The 17,551-nt window shown below is 41.3% G+C and carries 13 protein-coding genes; 10 read left to right on the top strand and 3 right to left on the bottom strand.

Annotation, left to right across the window (positions count from 1 at the left end; all coding sequences use genetic code 11):
* Positions 1-86 precede the first annotated feature (86 nt).
* The gene (locus tag ACMH5P_RS07200) at positions 87-527 is read left to right on the top strand and encodes a GNAT family N-acetyltransferase (protein WP_459493660.1); all 441 of its coding nucleotides are present in this window, start codon (positions 87-89) and stop codon (positions 525-527) included.
* On the opposite strand, the gene ACMH5P_RS07195 is transcribed toward ACMH5P_RS07200, so the two are convergent.
* Genes ACMH5P_RS07195 through ACMH5P_RS07185 form a run of 3 tightly spaced genes read right to left on the bottom strand, consistent with a single transcriptional unit; the run spans position 518 to position 3,445 of the window.
* Positions 518-1,576 (bottom strand): alkaline phosphatase, encoded by a 1,059-nt coding sequence (locus tag ACMH5P_RS07195; RefSeq protein ID WP_459493659.1) that lies wholly within the window; start codon positions 1,574-1,576, stop codon positions 518-520. The two genes, ACMH5P_RS07200 and ACMH5P_RS07195, sit on opposite strands and share 10 nt — an antisense overlap.
* Entirely contained in the window at positions 1,573-2,730 is a 1,158-nt protein-coding gene (locus ACMH5P_RS07190; RefSeq protein WP_459493658.1) for a TIGR03364 family FAD-dependent oxidoreductase, read from the bottom strand. Before ACMH5P_RS07190 ends, ACMH5P_RS07195 begins: the two co-directional genes overlap by 4 nt.
* Complete coding sequence (locus ACMH5P_RS07185) at positions 2,717-3,445, bottom strand: HAD family hydrolase (RefSeq protein ID WP_459493657.1); 729 nt, start codon at positions 3,443-3,445, stop codon at positions 2,717-2,719. The genes ACMH5P_RS07190 and ACMH5P_RS07185 overlap by 14 nt, the downstream gene beginning before the upstream one ends.
* Positions 3,446-3,691: 246 nt before the next feature.
* Between ACMH5P_RS07185 and ACMH5P_RS07180 the strand changes: the two genes are divergently transcribed.
* The 9 genes from ACMH5P_RS07180 to ACMH5P_RS07140 all read left to right on the top strand — a co-directional run bounded on the left by ACMH5P_RS07180 (position 3,692) and on the right by ACMH5P_RS07140 (position 17,551).
* Positions 3,692-6,907 (top strand): SusC/RagA family TonB-linked outer membrane protein, encoded by a 3,216-nt coding sequence (locus ACMH5P_RS07180; protein ID WP_459493656.1) that lies wholly within the window; start codon positions 3,692-3,694, stop codon positions 6,905-6,907.
* A 35-nt stretch (positions 6,908-6,942) separates the two neighbouring features.
* Entirely contained in the window at positions 6,943-8,529 is a 1,587-nt protein-coding gene (locus tag ACMH5P_RS07175) for a SusD/RagB family nutrient-binding outer membrane lipoprotein (RefSeq protein ID WP_459493655.1), read from the top strand.
* An 88-nt stretch (positions 8,530-8,617) separates the two neighbouring features.
* Positions 8,618-10,117, top strand: a complete 1,500-nt coding sequence (locus ACMH5P_RS07170; RefSeq protein WP_459493654.1) for a choice-of-anchor I family protein — start codon at positions 8,618-8,620, stop codon at positions 10,115-10,117.
* A 12-nt stretch (positions 10,118-10,129) separates the two neighbouring features.
* Positions 10,130-12,985 carry a TonB-dependent receptor gene (locus tag ACMH5P_RS07165; RefSeq protein WP_459493653.1) on the top strand — a complete coding sequence of 952 codons (2,856 nt, stop codon included), beginning with the start codon at positions 10,130-10,132 and terminating at the stop codon, positions 12,983-12,985.
* 9 nt (positions 12,986-12,994) lie between these two features.
* Positions 12,995-13,801, top strand: a complete 807-nt coding sequence (locus ACMH5P_RS07160; RefSeq protein ID WP_459493652.1) for a tyrosine-protein phosphatase — start codon at positions 12,995-12,997, stop codon at positions 13,799-13,801.
* A 162-nt stretch (positions 13,802-13,963) separates the two neighbouring features.
* Entirely contained in the window at positions 13,964-15,001 is a 1,038-nt protein-coding gene (locus tag ACMH5P_RS07155; protein WP_459493651.1) for a hypothetical protein, read from the top strand.
* Positions 14,991-15,800 carry a cytidylyltransferase domain-containing protein gene (locus ACMH5P_RS07150; RefSeq protein ID WP_459493650.1) on the top strand — a complete coding sequence of 270 codons (810 nt, stop codon included), beginning with the start codon at positions 14,991-14,993 and terminating at the stop codon, positions 15,798-15,800. Before ACMH5P_RS07155 ends, ACMH5P_RS07150 begins: the two co-directional genes overlap by 11 nt.
* Positions 15,793-16,647 carry a transketolase gene (locus ACMH5P_RS07145; protein ID WP_459493649.1) on the top strand — a complete coding sequence of 285 codons (855 nt, stop codon included), beginning with the start codon at positions 15,793-15,795 and terminating at the stop codon, positions 16,645-16,647. The genes ACMH5P_RS07150 and ACMH5P_RS07145 overlap by 8 nt, the downstream gene beginning before the upstream one ends.
* A gap of 4 nt (positions 16,648-16,651) precedes the next feature.
* Positions 16,652-17,551, top strand: a complete 900-nt coding sequence (locus tag ACMH5P_RS07140) for a transketolase family protein (RefSeq protein ID WP_459493648.1) — start codon at positions 16,652-16,654, stop codon at positions 17,549-17,551.

The following is a 17,551-nucleotide window of genomic DNA, read 5'->3' as shown; positions in this document are numbered from 1 at the left end:
CTTTAAATTAAGCCGGATATGGCTCAATAAAATCGGCTAAATTGTTATTTAAACGTAATTTTAAATGGGAATAATTATTTCGTAATATGGCAGAAATGATAAAAATCCGTCGGGCAGAAAAAAGTGATGTACTTTCGGTGAAAGCACTCATAGACGAATTGGAAAAGTGGGATTCCGAAATGACAATTTTCGCTCTTATTTATGAGGCGTATTTAAATGATCTGAATACTTTCATGTATCTGATTGTTCATCCCATTGACGGTGTTGTGGCCTTTATTTCTTGTAAAGGACAGCAATTATTGCATCATTTAGGCTGGGTTTACGAAATCCAAGAGTTAATTGTAAAGGATGCGCATCGAGGCAAAGGTTACGGACGTCTTTTAGTAGATAAAATTCGCGAACAAGTGGAATTACGTGGTGCTAAATCATTGGAGGTTACTTCCAATAAACGAAGATTGGAAGCCCATGCTTTTTATGAGGCGGTAGGCTTTCGAAATTCGCATGAAAAATTTACGATTTACTTTTGAGGTAGGCGAAGGGCAGTCTTCATTTTCGTAAAGAGATCATAATTGTGGTAGATACCTGCAAATTCAGTCGCACCAGGCCCAAAGGCAAAGACGGGGATCATTTGACCCGTATGCCCTTTGGTCGTGAAGGCCGCATTCACTTCACCTGTTTTCATATTTCCACCCATGAGTGCCATGCCCCCCGTTTCGTGATCGGCTGTTACGATAACTAATGTTTCCTTATTTTTTTTCGCGAATTCTAATACCCACCCGATACTCTTGTCGAAGTCAATCATTTCGGCAATCGCATAGGGCGCATCATTGGCATGTCCACCCCAATCAATTTGAGACCCCTCAATCAAGATAAAAAAACCTTGTTGGTTATTCGATAATAATTCGATGGCTTTTTGACTGGATTTAAGCAAAGCATCACCTCGACCATCAGATATCTTTACGGGATTTTCTTCCGCGTATAAATTCACTAGTTTCCCGGAATGAACTGATTCCATGGCAGGAATATCACTTAATACTTGGTAATTTCTTTTGCGTAAGGAATCTAATAAATTCGACTTATCTTGGCGATTTTCGAAATATTTACGCCCGCCTCCAATGACCACATCAACATCTGTTTTCAGAAAGTCTGCAGCAATTTCTTCGTGCATGGAACGCTTTTTTTGATGAGCAATAAAGGAGGAGGGAGTTGCGTCCGTGATATCGCAGGTGGATACAAGCCCGGTCGATAAGCCCTTACGCTCGGCAAGTTCTAATAGGCTTACACTTGGTTTCTGAGTTGAGTCCAAACCAATGGCTCCATTGTAGGTTTGTTTACCAGTTGCGAAGGCAGTAGCGCCCGCTGCAGAATCTGTGACATAATTGTCAGATGCTTGATTACGATGGAATCCAATGACCTTGAATTGTTCAAGGTTTAAAGTCCCATGATTGGCTGTCAAGCCCGCATAGATTTGGCTGACTCCCATACCATCCCCAACCATGAAAATGATGTTTTTAGGGGCTTTTTGGGCAACTACCTGATTGACTAAACAACAAATCAATATGGCGATCTTTTTCATTCGTATAGTTTTTGAATGTATTCCTGTGTGAATCCTGGGCTTGTGGTCATTCCCTTGCCACCGATCCCATTGATGATATGAATTACGCCGTCGACCGTTTTCGTAAATACATCGTCGACGCTACTTTGTAGATAATACCCAGCCCAAGAAGAATCTACTGTCCAGTCTGACAGGTGTAGGATTTTCTTGGCCTCATCTAGCATAAGTTGATTGATCTCTGTGGAAATCTCAAAACCCAATTGAGATTGCTTGTGCACAGGCGCATATTCATGCGAATCCCCCAAAATAATCGATCCATCATCAGCCTGCTTAAAAAGAATGTGTATCCCCGCTGCTTGTAATTTTTTTTGGTGGTCGGAAGCAATCAGTTTTGAATAGGATGGGCAGGAATGAAAGCTCTCATACCGCCGAATCGTTAAGCCCGTTAAAATATTTGCTTTGAGTATTTTTGCTTGCGGGGCTAAACGCATCATTTGCAATTTGCTGATTTTTAATTCATCGGCTTGATAGTGTTCGGGAAGGAGGAATTGGGTGTCCCGACCATTCGCTAGGATGATATGATCTGCCCAAAGGCTTTCCTTTTTCGCGGTCATAAGTTTGGCAATGCCACGTTTTTTCTCTACTTCGATTACAGCCGTATTGGGCATAAAGTGGAGGTTCAGGTTACGAATCATAAAATCACGAACTCGGTGAACCATCACTAATGGATTTAAGGAAGCCTCTTCAGGCAAGAACATTCCACCCTTTACATACGCTTTATGGAAATGGGGGTTGATCGACAAACAATCCTTCGCTGAGTATAGTCTGTTTTCGTAGGCTCGCTCCTTAAATAGGGCGCTCATTTCCTCGAGCATCGTTAATTCTTGCTCATCAGACGCGAGATACCATGAACCTTGTTTAACCAATGATATGTCGGTTTCTTCTTGAAGTTCTTTGTAAATTTTGAGGGATTTCCGACCATAATCAAACCATTTATTTAGGGATTGGCCGGAGGGAACCGCCTGTCCAAAATTTCGGAAACTAGCCTCGAAGGGAATTTCATCCTTTTCTATGAGAAGGACCGTTTTATTCTTGCGTAATGCATGTAGTGCGCAGAAAGTACCGATGATTCCACCCCCTACAATAATCAAATCATATTTTTTACTTTTTATCATTTTCTATTATGTCGATTAAATCCGAGATTTTTTCAAATAATCCATCATTCGGGTAGGATACAAGTTGTTCACGGGTATGTGTCCCATTGCATACCCCCAAGGCAAGCCGGACACCCGCATTTTTTCCAAACAATAGGTCAACGGGCGTATCCCCGATGTTGATGACTTCTGATTTATCTTTGATGCCGGCCATTTTCATGGCGTATTCAATCATGTCGGGAGCGGGTCTTCCATTTCCGCCGACTTCATCCGGGGTAACGGAAATATGAATTCCCTTTTTGTTCTGGAGATTCATATAGTTGCCATTTAAAGACTGTCCCCATCCGAGTTTATCTAGTATGATATTGGCAACCTTGCGATAGAAACCCGTTGTTAGTGCGATGAGGATACCATTTTGATGCAGATACGAAAACAACTCCAAACATCCCTCCGTTGGGTATATTGGATTAGTCTTATAATGATTCTCCAAAATTGCGGTGAAGTCTTGATAGGATTTTTGCGCATTTGCTTCAATCTGCGAAGCCCCTTTTCCGAGTTGTTCTTCCCACAACATACGGAACACGAGTAGTTTGGCGTAGCCTTGCAGGGCGAGAATTCGCTCATCACTCGCCTGAAGTCCATTTTTAATAGCTGCTTGCTTAAAGCAAAGTTCTACTTCGTGCTGGTCCTGAACGGTCGTTCCGGCCATGTCTAAAATAACGAGTTTAATGGGCATAAGGCTTGATTATTTTTACGAAGTTCCAAATTCTGCATTATCCCGCAATTAACCAGATGTCATCAAATTGTAAAGGATTATAATAGTATTTTTCTAAGAAATTTTGCTATTCAAATTGGATAAATTCCGCCCCGTAATCTTTCCTTAATCTAAGCCTATTTTTCTTAATGATTTGTTGTTCTCCTACTGATTCTGCACTTATATAGTCAAGTTAGTTTTGTGCCAAAATTAATTATAACAATATTTATGAACACAACACTACTAAAAAAAGGTCTCAAAAATAGCCTTTTAAAGTCTTTAGGACTTGTTTTGCTGTTTTTGCATTTGGGGGCTACCCTCGTTTATGGTCAAGCACAGACGGTGAAAGGTCGGGTAATCGCGCAAGATGATCAAGCAGCTATTCCAGGTGCGACAATTCAAGTAAAAGGAAGCAATTCCGGAACAAATTCCAATGCAGACGGTCAATTTACGATTAATGTTCCGGCAAATGGAGTTTTGCAAATTTCCATGATTGGTTACATAAAGAAAGAAGTGTCAGTAGGAAGCCAATCTGAAATTACAGTGGTTTTAGCTACGGATACGAAGCAATTACAAGAAGTAGTTGTTACTGCCTTGGGTATCAAAAAAGATGTCCGCAAAATTGGTGTGGCTATTCAGTCGGTCGACGGAGCAAGCTTAGTGAAGTCGCGTGAACCCAACGCCATAAACGCATTAGCAGGTAAAGTAGCCGGTTTGACGATCGGTGCACAACCCGAGTTGTTGCGTAAGCCAAACATCTCGTTGCGGGGTAACTCTACTGTATTATATGTGGTAGATGGTGTGCCAATCAACTCGGATACATGGAATATATCTCCAGATGATATCGAAACGTATTCGGTATTGAAAGGAGCCTCGGCATCTGCTTTATACGGTTTCCGTGGAAAGAATGGTGCGATTTTGATTACGACTAAACGTGGTTCGAAAGACAAGCGTGGATTTTCAGTAGAAGTAAATTCATCGACGATGATGGAAAAAGGTTTCTACGCGATTCCAGAAGTACAAGACGAATATGGTCCTGGTGACCACGGTGCTTATGCCTTCGGTGATGGTAAAGGGGGTGGATTGAACGATGGTGACTACGATGGTGGTTGGGGTCCAAAATTCAATGGTCAATTGATTCCACAATACGATTCGCCAGTAGATCCTATCACTGGAAAGCGTCAAGGTACACCTTGGATTGCACGTGGTAAAGACAATTTAAAGCGTTTCTTGGAAACAGGTCTTTTGTCTACCAATAATATTTCGGTTTCAGCGACAGGTGAGAAATATAACTTACGTTTCTCGACTTCGCATATTTACCAAAAAGGTATTGTGCCAAATACAAAGTTGAATATTACGAATTTCAACGTAACAGCAGATTACAAATTCTCAAACAAATTGAAGTTTGAGTCGAATTTACAGTATAATCGTCAGTACACGCCTAATATTCCGGATGTGAACTATGGTCCTAATTCGATTATTTACAACATTGTGTATTGGGCGGGGGCCGACTGGAATGTAGCGGATATGCGTAACTACTGGCAAAAAGGTAAGGAGGGTATTCAGCAAATCTATGCGGAATATCAACGTTACAACAACCCTTACTTCATGTCATATGAGTGGTTACGCGGTCATTACAAAAATGACATTGTAGGTCAAGCGGCATTGCGTTACCAATTAGCAGATGGATTAGAACTGGTCGGACGTACGCAAGTAACTACTTGGGATATGGTTCGTACGGAGAAATTCCCATATTCAGCGGGTACCTATGGTCGTGATGAGCGTCGTGGTGATTACCGAGAAGATCGTCGTTCTTTATTTGAGAACAACACGGAATTGTTATTGACTTACGACAAGGATTTGTTTGCAGGTATAAATACCAAGATCACCGGGGGTGCTTCTATGCGTACATTCCAATATCGTTCGATGTATGGAACAACGGATTACTTAAACGTACCGGGCTTATATAATTTCTCAAATTCAGCGAATCCAGTTAAGATTGCCAACTTCGGTTCGGAGATGCGCGTTTTGTCAGCTTACTATTCTGCTGACTTTAGCTACAAGAATTTCTTGACAATTTCAACAACGGGTCGTATGGATAAGTTGTCGACATTGCCTTCAGGAAATAATACATTCTTCTATCCTTCGGTTGCGGCTTCTACTGTCTTAACGGATTATATCAAATTGCCGGAAGTGATTTCATTTTTGAAATTCCGTGCATCGTATGCGAATGTGAAGGATGGTTTGACTCAGTCAACAATTGGTAACATGGCAGGGGTTTATTCAGGTGAGAATTATAACTCACCTTACGATGGTCCATCGTATACAAACTCGGCGGTGTACTCAACATCATTTGCGTACAACAACCAGACGGCAGCATCGTTCACAAATACATTGAACAATCCAAATTTGAATCCATCTGAGACATCGCAGAAGGAGATCGGTATGGACTTACGTTTCTTGCAAAATCGCATTGGTTTAGATGTGACATATTGGAACTCACAAGACGGTCCTTCGATCTTCTCATTGCCAATCTCATCTACTTCGGGATATACAGCGGCATTGGTAAATGGTATCAAAACAGAAAAGAATGGTTTTGATATTTCATTGACAGGTACGCCTGTGAAGACAGCAGATTTTGCTTGGGATGTGGTTGCTAACTACGGATCTTACATTGAGAAATTAACAGAGATTTATCCAGGGGTAAATAACTTGAATACGTTCTTAAAAGTGGGGGATCGTGTGGATAAATTTTATGGTCGTGCATTTGTTCGTACACCAGATGGTAAGATTATCAATGATGCTTCGGGTCGTCCAATTTATGCACCGGTGAATCAGTATTTAGGAAACTTGAATCCTGACTTCGTGTATGGTATCAATAACAAATTATCCTACAAAGGTGTAAGCTTAAGTTTCCAGTTTGATGGTCGTGTGGGTGGTGTAATTTCAAATTACACGCAACGTCAAGCGTACCGTGGAGGTCGTCACATTGGAACAACAACGGGAATCTTCGCTGCAGCGCGTCCACAAGATGCATTGGGTGTGAAGGCATTCGTAGGTGAAGGTGTTCAAGTAAGCAATGGAGTGGCGATCGCATATGATGCGGATGGAAAAGTAACGAACTATGCTGCATTACAATATTCTCCAAATGCAACGAAGCAATTCGTTCAAGATTATGTGTCTCGCTACTATAACTCGGATGAAGGAAACTTGATGAGCCGTACATTCAGCATGTTACGTGATGTGAATGTCACTTTCAACCTGCCAAAATCTTGGTTTGGTAAGTATGTGAATCAAGCAACTGTTTCGTTGGTTGGACGTAACTTATTGTACTTCGCAGAGAAGAAAGACATCGACTTAAATCAGTACATTTCAGATGGTAGCTCAAGTCCACAAACGCCCTCAGTTCGTCGTTACGGTGTGAACCTTAACCTTACTTTCTAATTCATATTAAATCATCGTATATAATCATATATAAAATGAAAATTAAAAATTATTTATTCGGTTTCATTGGCTTAGCAACTGTTGTTTTAACGAGCTGCGAAAAGCCTTTTGAGCAATTGGAATTTGATTCCAATCGTCCAGTAAACGTACCTGCATCTTTGGTGTTGCAGGGGGTAGAGTCTAGCTTGTTCAATGATAACGGTCGTCCTTTTTCAGCAGAGATGCGTTGGAACCAATTTTATTGCTCGAACTACAATTATTACGCAAATAATGAATATAATTTGGGTCAAATGCCTAACCAGTACACGACGTTAAAGAACGTTGTGAAAATGGAAGAGGAGGCAAAGCGTGCAGGCTTAGCTGAGGTCAATGGCTATTCAGCGTTGGGTAAGTTTTTCCGGGCATATTTCTTTGATCAAATGTCGAAGCGTGTAGGTGATTTACCTATGACGGGAGCCTTGAAAGGAATTGAAGGGATTGCTCCAACCTATGATTCTCAAAAAGTAATCTATGTTCAAATCTTAAAATGGTTAGATGATGCGAATACGGATTTGACCTCATTAATCGCAAAGGGTGAAACTGTTTCAGGAGACATCTATTTTGGTGGTGATTTGAAGAAATGGCAGAAGGCGGTTAATGCTTATCGTTTGCGCGTTTTATTAACCTTGTCAAAGAAAGAAGCGGATACCGATTTAGGAATCAAAGCAAAGTTTGCTGAAATGGTATCTAATCCGACGAAGTACCCGATGATGGCTTCCAATGGTGAGAGTCTTCAGTATGTATGGAATTCATTTAATAAGTATCCATCTAATCCAGACAACTTTGGTTTCGATGCGACACGTCAAAACATGTCGGCAGCTTATGTAGACCTTTTGGTTTCATTAAAAGATCCACGCGTAATGGTTACTTGTGAGCCAGCCGGTTTTGAGTTGAAATCGGGCAAATTGCCGTCTGATTTCAGTGCATTTGTTGGAGCTAGCTCAGGCGAAGATTTGGCGGATATGTCTTCGAAGGCAGGTGTCAATAACGGTGCTGGATTCGCTCCAGGAAAGTATTCTTTCCAAAACCGTAACCGTTACTACAAGAATTATACAGCGGAAAATACGTTCATCGTAGGTTATCCGGAATTATGTTTCAACATCGCGGAGGGTTATGCACGCGGTTGGGCAACAGGTTCTGCGGAGGATTGGTATAAGAAAGGAATTCAAGCTTCACAGTCATTCTATGGCTTGAAAGACGGAGCTAATACGATGGTATATTCAAAGACAGGTTCTATGGCCGCCGCCGATCAAGTTAGCTACAGCATTGATTTCAATTTCGAGACCTATTATGCACAAGATGCGGTAAAATTAAATGCCACGAAAGCTGTTGAGCAAATTGTCTCACAAAAGTATTTGGCATTCTTCATGAATTCTGGAATGGAGGCCTATTTTAACTGGAGACGTACAGGGTTCCCTAAATTCTACACGGGAGTAGGAAATGGGAATTCAAGCCGCATCGCGTTGCGTTGGATTTATCCGACCTCTGAGCGTACGACCAACCTAAAAAATTATACAGCGGCAATTTCAAGCCAGTATGCTGGTAAAGACGACATCAATGACGTGATGTGGTTGATTAAGTAATTACTAGTTTTCTAATGTTGATTAATGATTCTTTACTAAGTGGCAGGACCTTGTTCTGCCACTTTTTTGAACTTTAACTTAAAGCTTTATGAAAAAATTATTACTCTTGACTCTGTGTATTTTATCCCTAACGGCATGTCAAAAAGACGAAGTTTTGGATTTCCAAAATGACCCGCAAGCATTTCAATTTAAAGAAATCGGGTCGATTAAACTTGGGGGCATCGGAGCCTCAGAAATATCAGCATACGATCCTACGACAAAACGTTTGTTCGTTGTGAATAATTCCGCCGATCTTAATCGCATCGATGTAATTGATTTAAAACAGCCATCAGCACCGGTTGTTACCGGGAAAATATTAATGGATCCATACGGTGGTTTTGTTAATTCGGTAGCTGTTTCAAATGGTAAATTGGCTGCTGCGATTGAAGCAAAAGTAAAGCAGGCAGCAGGAAAATGTGTTGTATTTAACACGGCTGATTTAGCTGAAATTAAACAAATAACGGTAGGCGCTCTACCTGACATGGTGACGTTTTCGCCGGATGGTAATTTCATACTTACTGCAAATGAAGGGGAGCCTTCAGATGACTACACAAATGATCCTGAGGGTAGTATTTCTGTAATTAATGTTGCAGCTGGATATACAGTTAAGACATTAAATTTCGCAGGCTTTGAATCCTATGCAACGATCTTAAAGAAGAAAGGATTTAGAATGTATGGGCCTAAGGCGACTTTGGCAAAGGATGTTGAGCCTGAGTACATCACTGTTTCTGCCGATTCCAAAACAGCTTGGGTTACCTTGCAAGAAAATAATGCGATTGCGAAGCTTGATTTGAATTTGCAAGTCATTACGGACGTATTTCCTTTAGGTTTTAAAGATTATGGTATTGCAAATAATGCATTCGATTTCTCAGATAAAGATTCGAAAGTTGGTTTTGGTGCGTATGCAAAAGTAAAGGGTATGTACACGCCAGATGCAATTGCGGTGGTTGAGAAAGATGGCATTCCTTATTTATTCACTGCCAATGAGGGAGATGCTCGTGAATATACAGCATTTGCAGAAATCAAACGCGTGAAAGATTTGTCTTTGGATTTTGCAAATTTTCCATTTGGTGCGGCTTGGAAGTCGGACGCCGTGTTGGGTCGCTTAAATGTTACAACGACATTAGGTGATACGGATGGTGATGGCGATTTCGATGAACTTTATTCGATGGGTGCTCGCTCCATGTCTGTATGGAATGGCTTAACTGGCGCACAAATTTATGATAGCCAAAATGAGGTTGACATGCGTTCAATTGCTGCTGGTTTGTATGATGATGCTCGTTCGGACGATAAGGGCTCCGAGCCAGAGGGTATAAGCATTGGAAAAATCGGGAATCGCACCTATGCTTTTTTAGGCTGTGAGCGCACGGATGCCTTGATGATTTTTGATGTAACAAATCCGCGTTATCCGTCATTTATCATGACGCTTGCAACAGGGGATGCACCAGAGGGAGTCATTTTTATTCCGGCTGATAAAAGTCCAAATGGAAATCCAATCATTGTAGTTTCTTCAGAAAATGATGGTGTAGTAAAATTTTATTCGCTTTAATTTAATTTTCTCGTGAAAAAAATCATTCAATTATCACTCGTTTGTTTAGCAGCATGCCTTCCTTTGGGGGCATTTGCACAATCCATTCAAGGAAAAATAACCTCTCAAGATGGGTCTTTACCTGGCGCAACTGTTCGTGTAAAAGGTACGAATTTGGCTTCAATTTCCAATGAATTTGGGGATTTTAGATTGGCGCTACCGAAGTCGAGTTCTGTAAATCTTCAGTTCTCATTTATCGGATATCAGAACTTAGATACGACAATAACTTTAACGACCTCCCTTAACTCAATAGGTGAAATTCGCTTAAAACCAGCTGCAAATACGCTGGGCGAGGTAATCGTAAAGGGCTTTGTAGCTGGTTCACAGTCAAAAGCCTATTCAATCAAGAAGAACTCGATGGCGATCATGGATGTGTTAGTAGCCGATGCAATAGGTAAACTACCGGATCGTAATGCGGCGGAGGCGATTCAACGTATTCAAGGAGTTGCTGTGGCACGTTATCACGGGGAGGCAGATCAAGCAACTGTACGTGGTACGCCTTTCTCTTGGACTTCAACTTTATTTAATGGAAGCCGTTTGCCATCAGCATCTGTATACGGGACTCGTGCATCAATTTTAGATGCTGTTCCATCGGAAATGATTCAACGCGTGGAAGTTTCCAAAGCGATTACTCCAGATATGGAGGCGGATGCAATTGGAGGATCGATTAATTTCGTCACGAAGACTTCACCTCTTAAGCGAGTGCTTAATGTAAGTGCAGCAGGTGGATATAATTCATTTTCTCAAGATGGTTCTTCGAACGGATCGGTAACATTTGGCGATCGTTTCTTCGGCGGGAAATTAGGGCTTGTAGTGACAGGTGCATTTTGGGACCGTAACTGGGGAGCTGATTCCTATGATGTCTCTTATAACACGGGTGCTGCGATCGCCATGGAGCGTACATCGATTAACAGCATCATGTTTAAGCGTTACATGGGTAAGCGTCAAACGTATGGTTTGACCTATGGTATTGAATACAAATTCAATAACAACCATAAAATTTTCTCTCGTGGATTATGGGATAAATTTAATGACATCCGTCCTGTTCATGAGTCATATGTTGATTACACAAATAGACGCTACCAATATAATTATCGCTATTCCCATTATCAAACAGCTTTGAATGGATTTGAATTAGGGGGAGAGCATTATTTTGGGGATAAGTTAAAAGTAGATTGGTTGGCATCGAGTTACCAAACTAAATTTTTCTTGGAGACTCCCTCGACTAGCGGAACAAAAGGCTTACCCATTGCGACTTTCCGCCAAAGAATTAATGGAGGATTTATTGGATTGTCTTCCAATGGAAAAAAATATTGGAACTTCGATTCGCCGGATGGTATTGGTCAAGATCCGTTGTTGTTTGATCCGATGTTAGGGGATGCTAATGAAAAAATGGATGCCACTAAATTGACGCTTCAACAAATGGTGATTTATGGTTTGGATACAGAAGAAGCAGACAAAAATTTACAAATCAATTTTACCCATGAGACAAACTCTCGTTTAAAATTGAAGTCGGGCTTAAAATTCCGTACGAAAACGCGCGATGCATCTTTCGGAACAACAGCTGTTTGGGTACCAAACGCAGCCTTGGGAATACCGAATTCACCTGCCTTACTGACATTGTCCAGCTTGCCACGCGAAGAATTCCCTATCGGTGCCGGGTATTTCAATCCCTTAACGTTGGATTATTCATCATTAATCATGAATCCATTGACTCCACAAGGGCTTTTTGATTTATTTTCACCTGCTGCTTTGACAGCGAATGGGATGCGCGATGTTTCGCCTGCTACAAACGCTACGTTGAAATATCAAGCCAACGAATCCGTTGTTTCTGCTTATGCTATGGCAGAATATAAACCATCGGATGCCTTAACATTAATTGGTGGTTTACGTTCAGAAACTACCTTATTAAATTTAGATGGAAACAAGCTTTCCACCACACGTGTTGGTACCACCACTACGACGGGTATCACGCCCATTAAACAAGAAAATAATTACACCAATTTATTACCAATGTTGCATGCGAAGTTAGCTTTGAACGAGAAGTCTACTTTACGTTTTGCGTATACGAGTACATTTTCCCGCGCGAATTTCTCCGAACTTAATCCTGGAGAAAATGTGGATTTGACGCAAGCAATCCCAACAATCACGCGCGGAAATACGGGTTTGAAACCTACGCGTGCTAACAATTTTGACATCATGTACGAGAACTATTTTGATAATTTAGGTCTTGTTTCAGGGGGTGTATTTTACAAACAATTGAAGGACATTATTTTCTCCAATCGTTCAATGGAGAATATTGGTGGAACAAGCTACCTGTTGACACAAGCTTCCAATATTTCCAATGGATCATTACTTGGTTTTGAGATGGGGATAAACAAGCGTTTCACATTTTTACCAGGTATCTTGGGTGGTTTGGGTGTCGAGGCCAATTATACCTATATTCAGAGCGAAGCATCTGTACCCGTTATCGGTACGACTCGCGTAGATAAAACATCCTTACCGAATCAATCAAAGCATTTGTATAACTTGATATTGTTTTACGAGCGCAATGGTTTGATGTTACGATTGGCGGGCAATTACCGCGGGGCTTCATTAGAGACAATCAATCAAGCGCTTGGAAAGGAATTTTATACGTATACAGGAAAGAATTTTACGGTAGATGCTTCAGCGAGTGTGCAAGTGTCAAAGAAAATTAAGGCATTTATTGAGTTAAATAACTTGACCAACGAACCTTTGAAAACATACTTAGGTGATGAACGCCGCGTAACAATGTCAGAGTGGTACTCAAGTCGTGGTCAAGCGGGTATTCGTTGGGATTTATTTTAATTTAGGAGTATGAAAAAATTATTGTTTTTGGTGGCGATGGGAATCGCCACCATTTCAAAAGCTCAAATCGCGGATAGCTTACAACGCAAAGTAGACCTACAAGGCGCTGTTAATTTTCGTGACCTAGGGGGTTATTCCACAAAAGATAGACAAAAAGTCAAGTGGGGTCAAGTATACCGTTCAGCGGATATTAGTCGGCTGACTGAACAAGATTTACAAAAACTACAAGCATTAAAACTTGCCTTAGTTTGTGATTTACGCGGACCTTCGGAAATTAAAACAAGTCCTGACCGTATACCGGCTGGCGCGACGTATTTAAATCTTCCGGCGGGTAGTGAAACACTTCCTTCGAGTTCAAGCTACGCGACCATGAACACGGATTCACTTATCATGAGCATGTATTCGACGACCTCATTCTTAAAAGCCAAATACAAGCCGATGTTTGAGCAATTGCTAGCATTGCCCACTGATAAATCTATGGTATTTCATTGCACTGCAGGAAAGGATCGCACAGGAATAGGAGCAGCTTTATTCTTAGCCGCATTGGGTGTCGACCGATCCACTATCATTGCCGACTACGAGGCAACAAATTATTATTGGAAATCGACTCAAGAAAAAATGACAGCCATGATGGTGAAGTCAGGCATGAATGAGTCGAAAGTCAAAGCCATGTTAGGAGCCAATCGATTATATATCGAAACGTTTCTGAATACTTTAGACAAACAATATGGAAGTGTTGACCAATTCTTTATTCGCGAACTTGGATTAGGGGCGGAACAAATGGCCCAACTGAAATCAAGGTATTTGAGCAAGTAAATTTGTTAAACTAAATGAAAGGTAGCCTCGCAAGGGCTACCCTTTTTTGTGCCATTGTTAGGGATTTGTGTCCACATTGTTGTGAAATTATTAAATCGATTTTAGCCTTCAATTATATCCCGTCATTTGGCTTATTTTTACTTTAATAATTCAATAATACCAATGACAGCTAAGTCGATTTTGTTCTTAACGGGTTCATTGAATCAAACCACTCAAATGCAGCAAATAGCCTCCTATTTGCCTGAATTTGATTGTTATTTTAGCCAATTTTTTTCAGATAATCCGGTGATCGCGTCCGCGATTAAAATGGGTATTTTAGATAATACTGTCATGGGAAGGCCGCTTCGAGCTAAGGCGGAGCAATACATGCTAGAACAAGGTATGGCGATGGATTACCAAGCCAAAGACCGTGTCTATGATTTGGTGGTATTTTGTTCAGATTTATTATTTCCAAAGAAATTCGAAGGAACGAAAACCATTTGGGTGCAAGAAGGAATGATTGATCCTTTTACCTCCATCAGTCGGATTATACAGAAGCTCAAGTTGCCAAGATATCTCAGCATTGGAACCTCGCTGAATGGGACCTCCAACTTGTGTGACATCTATTGTGCCGCCTCGAAAGGTTACCGAGATTATATCGTACATCATGGTACCGATGCGAACAAAGTCGTCGTAACCGGAATTCCCAATTACGATGATTTAGAGAAATATCGAACGAACGATTTCCCACATCATGGTTATGTCATGGTGGCAACGTCGGACATGCGGGAGACTTACCGACCAGAGGATCGGGTTGCCTTTCTAAAATCTTGCGTGGATATTGCTAAAGGCCGCCGACTGCTCATCAAGTTGCACCCGAATGAGCAAATGGACCGGGCTATTCAAGAAATCAAGCAGACATGTCCTGCTGATACCTTGATTTATACCGACGGAAATACGCATGAAATGATTGCGAATTGTGACGAGTTAATCACCCAATATTCCACCGTGGTGTATGTCGGATTAGCACTTCAGAAACCGGTGCATTCTTATTTTGATTTAGCTGAGCTGAAAGCTTTACTGCCCATTCAAAATGGAGGTAAATCGGCTGCACACATCGCATCAATTTGTAAGAATTACCTACTCTACGAAGGCCCCAAAGACATGTTTATCAATAAACTTAACCGAGAGCCCATTTCAGAATTAAGTTATGCAAACTGATTTATTCATTTTTGTGCAGGCTCGAATGAGCTCAACGCGATTACCAGGTAAGGTACTTAAATGGGTACAGGATAAACCAGTTTTATTTCATCAACTTGATCGAATCAAATTAACCAAGTGGCCTTGTCAAGTCGTTGTCATCACCTCTGATCAGCCGGAAGATGATTCGCTTTCGGAAATTTGTGAACTAGAGGGATATCAAGTTTTTCGTGGATCGCTGAATGATTTATTGGATCGACATTATCAAGCTGCGCTTCATTTTAAGGCCAAACACATTGTCAAAATTCCATCGGATTGTCCGCTGATTGATCCGGCCATCATTGACCGAGTTCTCGGATTTTATTTGTTTAATCGTGGCAAATTTGATTACGTCAGCAATTTACACCCCCAGTCATATCCCGATGGAAATGATGTAGAGGTGATGTCCTTTGAAGCGTTACAAACAGCTTGGAAGGAAGCTAAAAAATCCTTGGAGCGCGAACACACCACCCCCTATTTCTGGGAAAACCCTGAACGTTTCACGATCGGAAACGTCAAGTGGGAAACAGGCTTGCGCTACGACATGAGCCATCGATTTACGCTTGATTATGCAGAAGATTTGGAATTTATTGAAACGGTTTACAATCGACTGTATCCCTTAAACCCGCAGTTTTCGCTGAAAGATATTTTGGACTTATTAACCTTCGAGCCATCCATCATGCGGATTAATCAATCGCTCGCTGGGGTGAATTGGTATCGAAATCATATAGGTGAATTAAAAACTATTTCCCCAAGTCAAACCAAACAAAAATATGACTGAAGATAAACGCAGCGAACTTCAAGCTTTCGCTTTAAAAGTACGCGAAAGAATCATACCGATGTCTACAGACGGCGGATGTTTTTTAGGAGCATCCTTGTCCGCGGTTGATGTGTTAACCTACCTGTACAGTGAATTTTTGACCATTGATCAATCGACATTAAATGACCCCAAGCGGGATTATTTATTTTTATCCAAAGGGCACGATGTCCCTGCATTATATGGAATCTTTGCAGAATTAGGTTGGATTGAAAATAATCGTTTAGCAAATCATTTATCTACCTCAGACCATATTTATTGGCATCCGAATCGTGAAATTCCGGGTGTTGAGTTTCACGCTGGATCTTTAGGTCAGCTCCCTGCTGTTTCCATTGGCGTAGCCATGGATCTAAAAATATCAAAAGCTGCGAACCGTGTCGTTTGTGTGATGGGAGATGGTGAATTAAACGAAGGGTCTTGTTGGGAAGCATTCTTGGTAGCAGCTGCGCATAAATTGACCAATCTGATTTTTGTAATTGATCGCAATCAGTTCCAAGCCAACATGCCTACGGAAGAGCTCATTCCTTTGGAGCCCATGGTGGATAAATTTGAGGCTTTTGGAATGAAAACCCAACGTATCGATGGCCACAATTTTGACCAAATAGCCGAAGCATTTGAAGAAACAAATAATAATCCTGGCCCACATGTGATCATTTGTGATACCGTGCGCGGGAAAGGTTTGCCATCCATTGAGGCCCGTGCCGACCGCTGGTTTTGTAATTTCTCAGCTGGAGAGATCACAGAATTGTTGAATGAATTACATCAAAAAGGATCAGCTGTCATTACCGCTGAAACCATTGTAGCCCGTTAAATAGATGATGAAGACATACGAAGAATTATTGAGAGATACCGCATTAGCTGATGAGCGATTTGTGGTAATGACAGCTGAGAACCGAGCACTTGTTCGTAATTTACCAAGTGTTTTGGGGGATCGATTTGTGGATACGGGTATTACCGAGCAAACTATGTTGGGCGCAGCTGCAGGACTAGCCTTACGCGGTCGTATTCCGGTCGTTCATGCACTTGCCGCATTTTTAACGATGCGCGCCTTTGAATTTACGCGTACATCGGTGGGAATAGCCAACTTACCCGTAAAGATGAGTAGTTTCATCCCAGGGGTTTTGTCGGACGGTAATGGTCCTACTCACCAAGCCATCGAAGATATTTCTATCATGCGTGGTATTCCCGGAATGGAAGTTTATGCTCCAGCAGATGCACAGGATTTAGTGGATATGTTGCCGACAATTTGGGCGACACCCAATCCAAGTTATGTACGTATCAATACGCGCCCTGCGAAATATGACCACGCTCCTTACGAACATGGAAAAGCTGAGGTTATTGCGAAAGGAGATGACTTAACGATTGTTACGTATGGATTTATGTTTGAAGCATCCTTGGAAACTCAACGCAAATTAACGGATAAAGGATTTAGCGTAGGACTTATCAACTTCCGTTCCTTAAAGCCATTTGATGGGGAAGCGATTCGTTCATTAATTGGCCAAACCAAACAAATTATATGTATTGAAGACCATTTTATTACCGGTGGATTATTCAGCATTTTAGCGGAATTTTTAGTTAAAGAAGGATTGTCGATTCCTGTGCATCCCATTGGTTTTGACGCGAAATGGTTCAAGCCCGCACGTTTACCAGAAGTACTTGCCTATGAAGGTTTGGATGCTGAAGGTTTAGTTAAACGAATTACTCAATTGATATAA

The organism is Aquirufa sp. 5-AUSEE-100C1 (assembly GCF_054558655.1).
This window is presented reverse-complemented; position numbering and strand designations above follow the sequence as displayed.

Bases quoted from the DNA above. Each gene is read 5' to 3' on its own strand.
- ACMH5P_RS07170 (WP_459493654.1), top strand. From the start codon at position 8,618: ATGAAAAAATTATTACTCTTGACTCTGTGTATTTTATCCCTAACGGCA.
- ACMH5P_RS07140 (WP_459493648.1), top strand. From the start codon at position 16,652: ATGATGAAGACATACGAAGAATTATTGAGAGATACCGCATTAGCTGAT.
- ACMH5P_RS07190 (WP_459493658.1), bottom strand. From the start codon at position 2,730: ATGATAAAAAGTAAAAAATATGATTTGATTATTGTAGGGGGTGGAATC.
- ACMH5P_RS07195 (WP_459493659.1), bottom strand. From the start codon at position 1,576: ATGAAAAAGATCGCCATATTGATTTGTTGTTTAGTCAATCAGGTAGTT.
- ACMH5P_RS07145 (WP_459493649.1), top strand. From the start codon at position 15,793: ATGACTGAAGATAAACGCAGCGAACTTCAAGCTTTCGCTTTAAAAGTA.
- ACMH5P_RS07180 (WP_459493656.1), top strand. From the start codon at position 3,692: ATGAACACAACACTACTAAAAAAAGGTCTCAAAAATAGCCTTTTAAAG.
- ACMH5P_RS07175 (WP_459493655.1), top strand. From the start codon at position 6,943: ATGAAAATTAAAAATTATTTATTCGGTTTCATTGGCTTAGCAACTGTT.
- ACMH5P_RS07160 (WP_459493652.1), top strand. From the start codon at position 12,995: ATGAAAAAATTATTGTTTTTGGTGGCGATGGGAATCGCCACCATTTCA.
- ACMH5P_RS07185 (WP_459493657.1), bottom strand. From the start codon at position 3,445: ATGCCCATTAAACTCGTTATTTTAGACATGGCCGGAACGACCGTTCAG.
- ACMH5P_RS07155 (WP_459493651.1), top strand. From the start codon at position 13,964: ATGACAGCTAAGTCGATTTTGTTCTTAACGGGTTCATTGAATCAAACC.
- ACMH5P_RS07150 (WP_459493650.1), top strand. From the start codon at position 14,991: ATGCAAACTGATTTATTCATTTTTGTGCAGGCTCGAATGAGCTCAACG.
- ACMH5P_RS07200 (WP_459493660.1), top strand. From the start codon at position 87: ATGGCAGAAATGATAAAAATCCGTCGGGCAGAAAAAAGTGATGTACTT.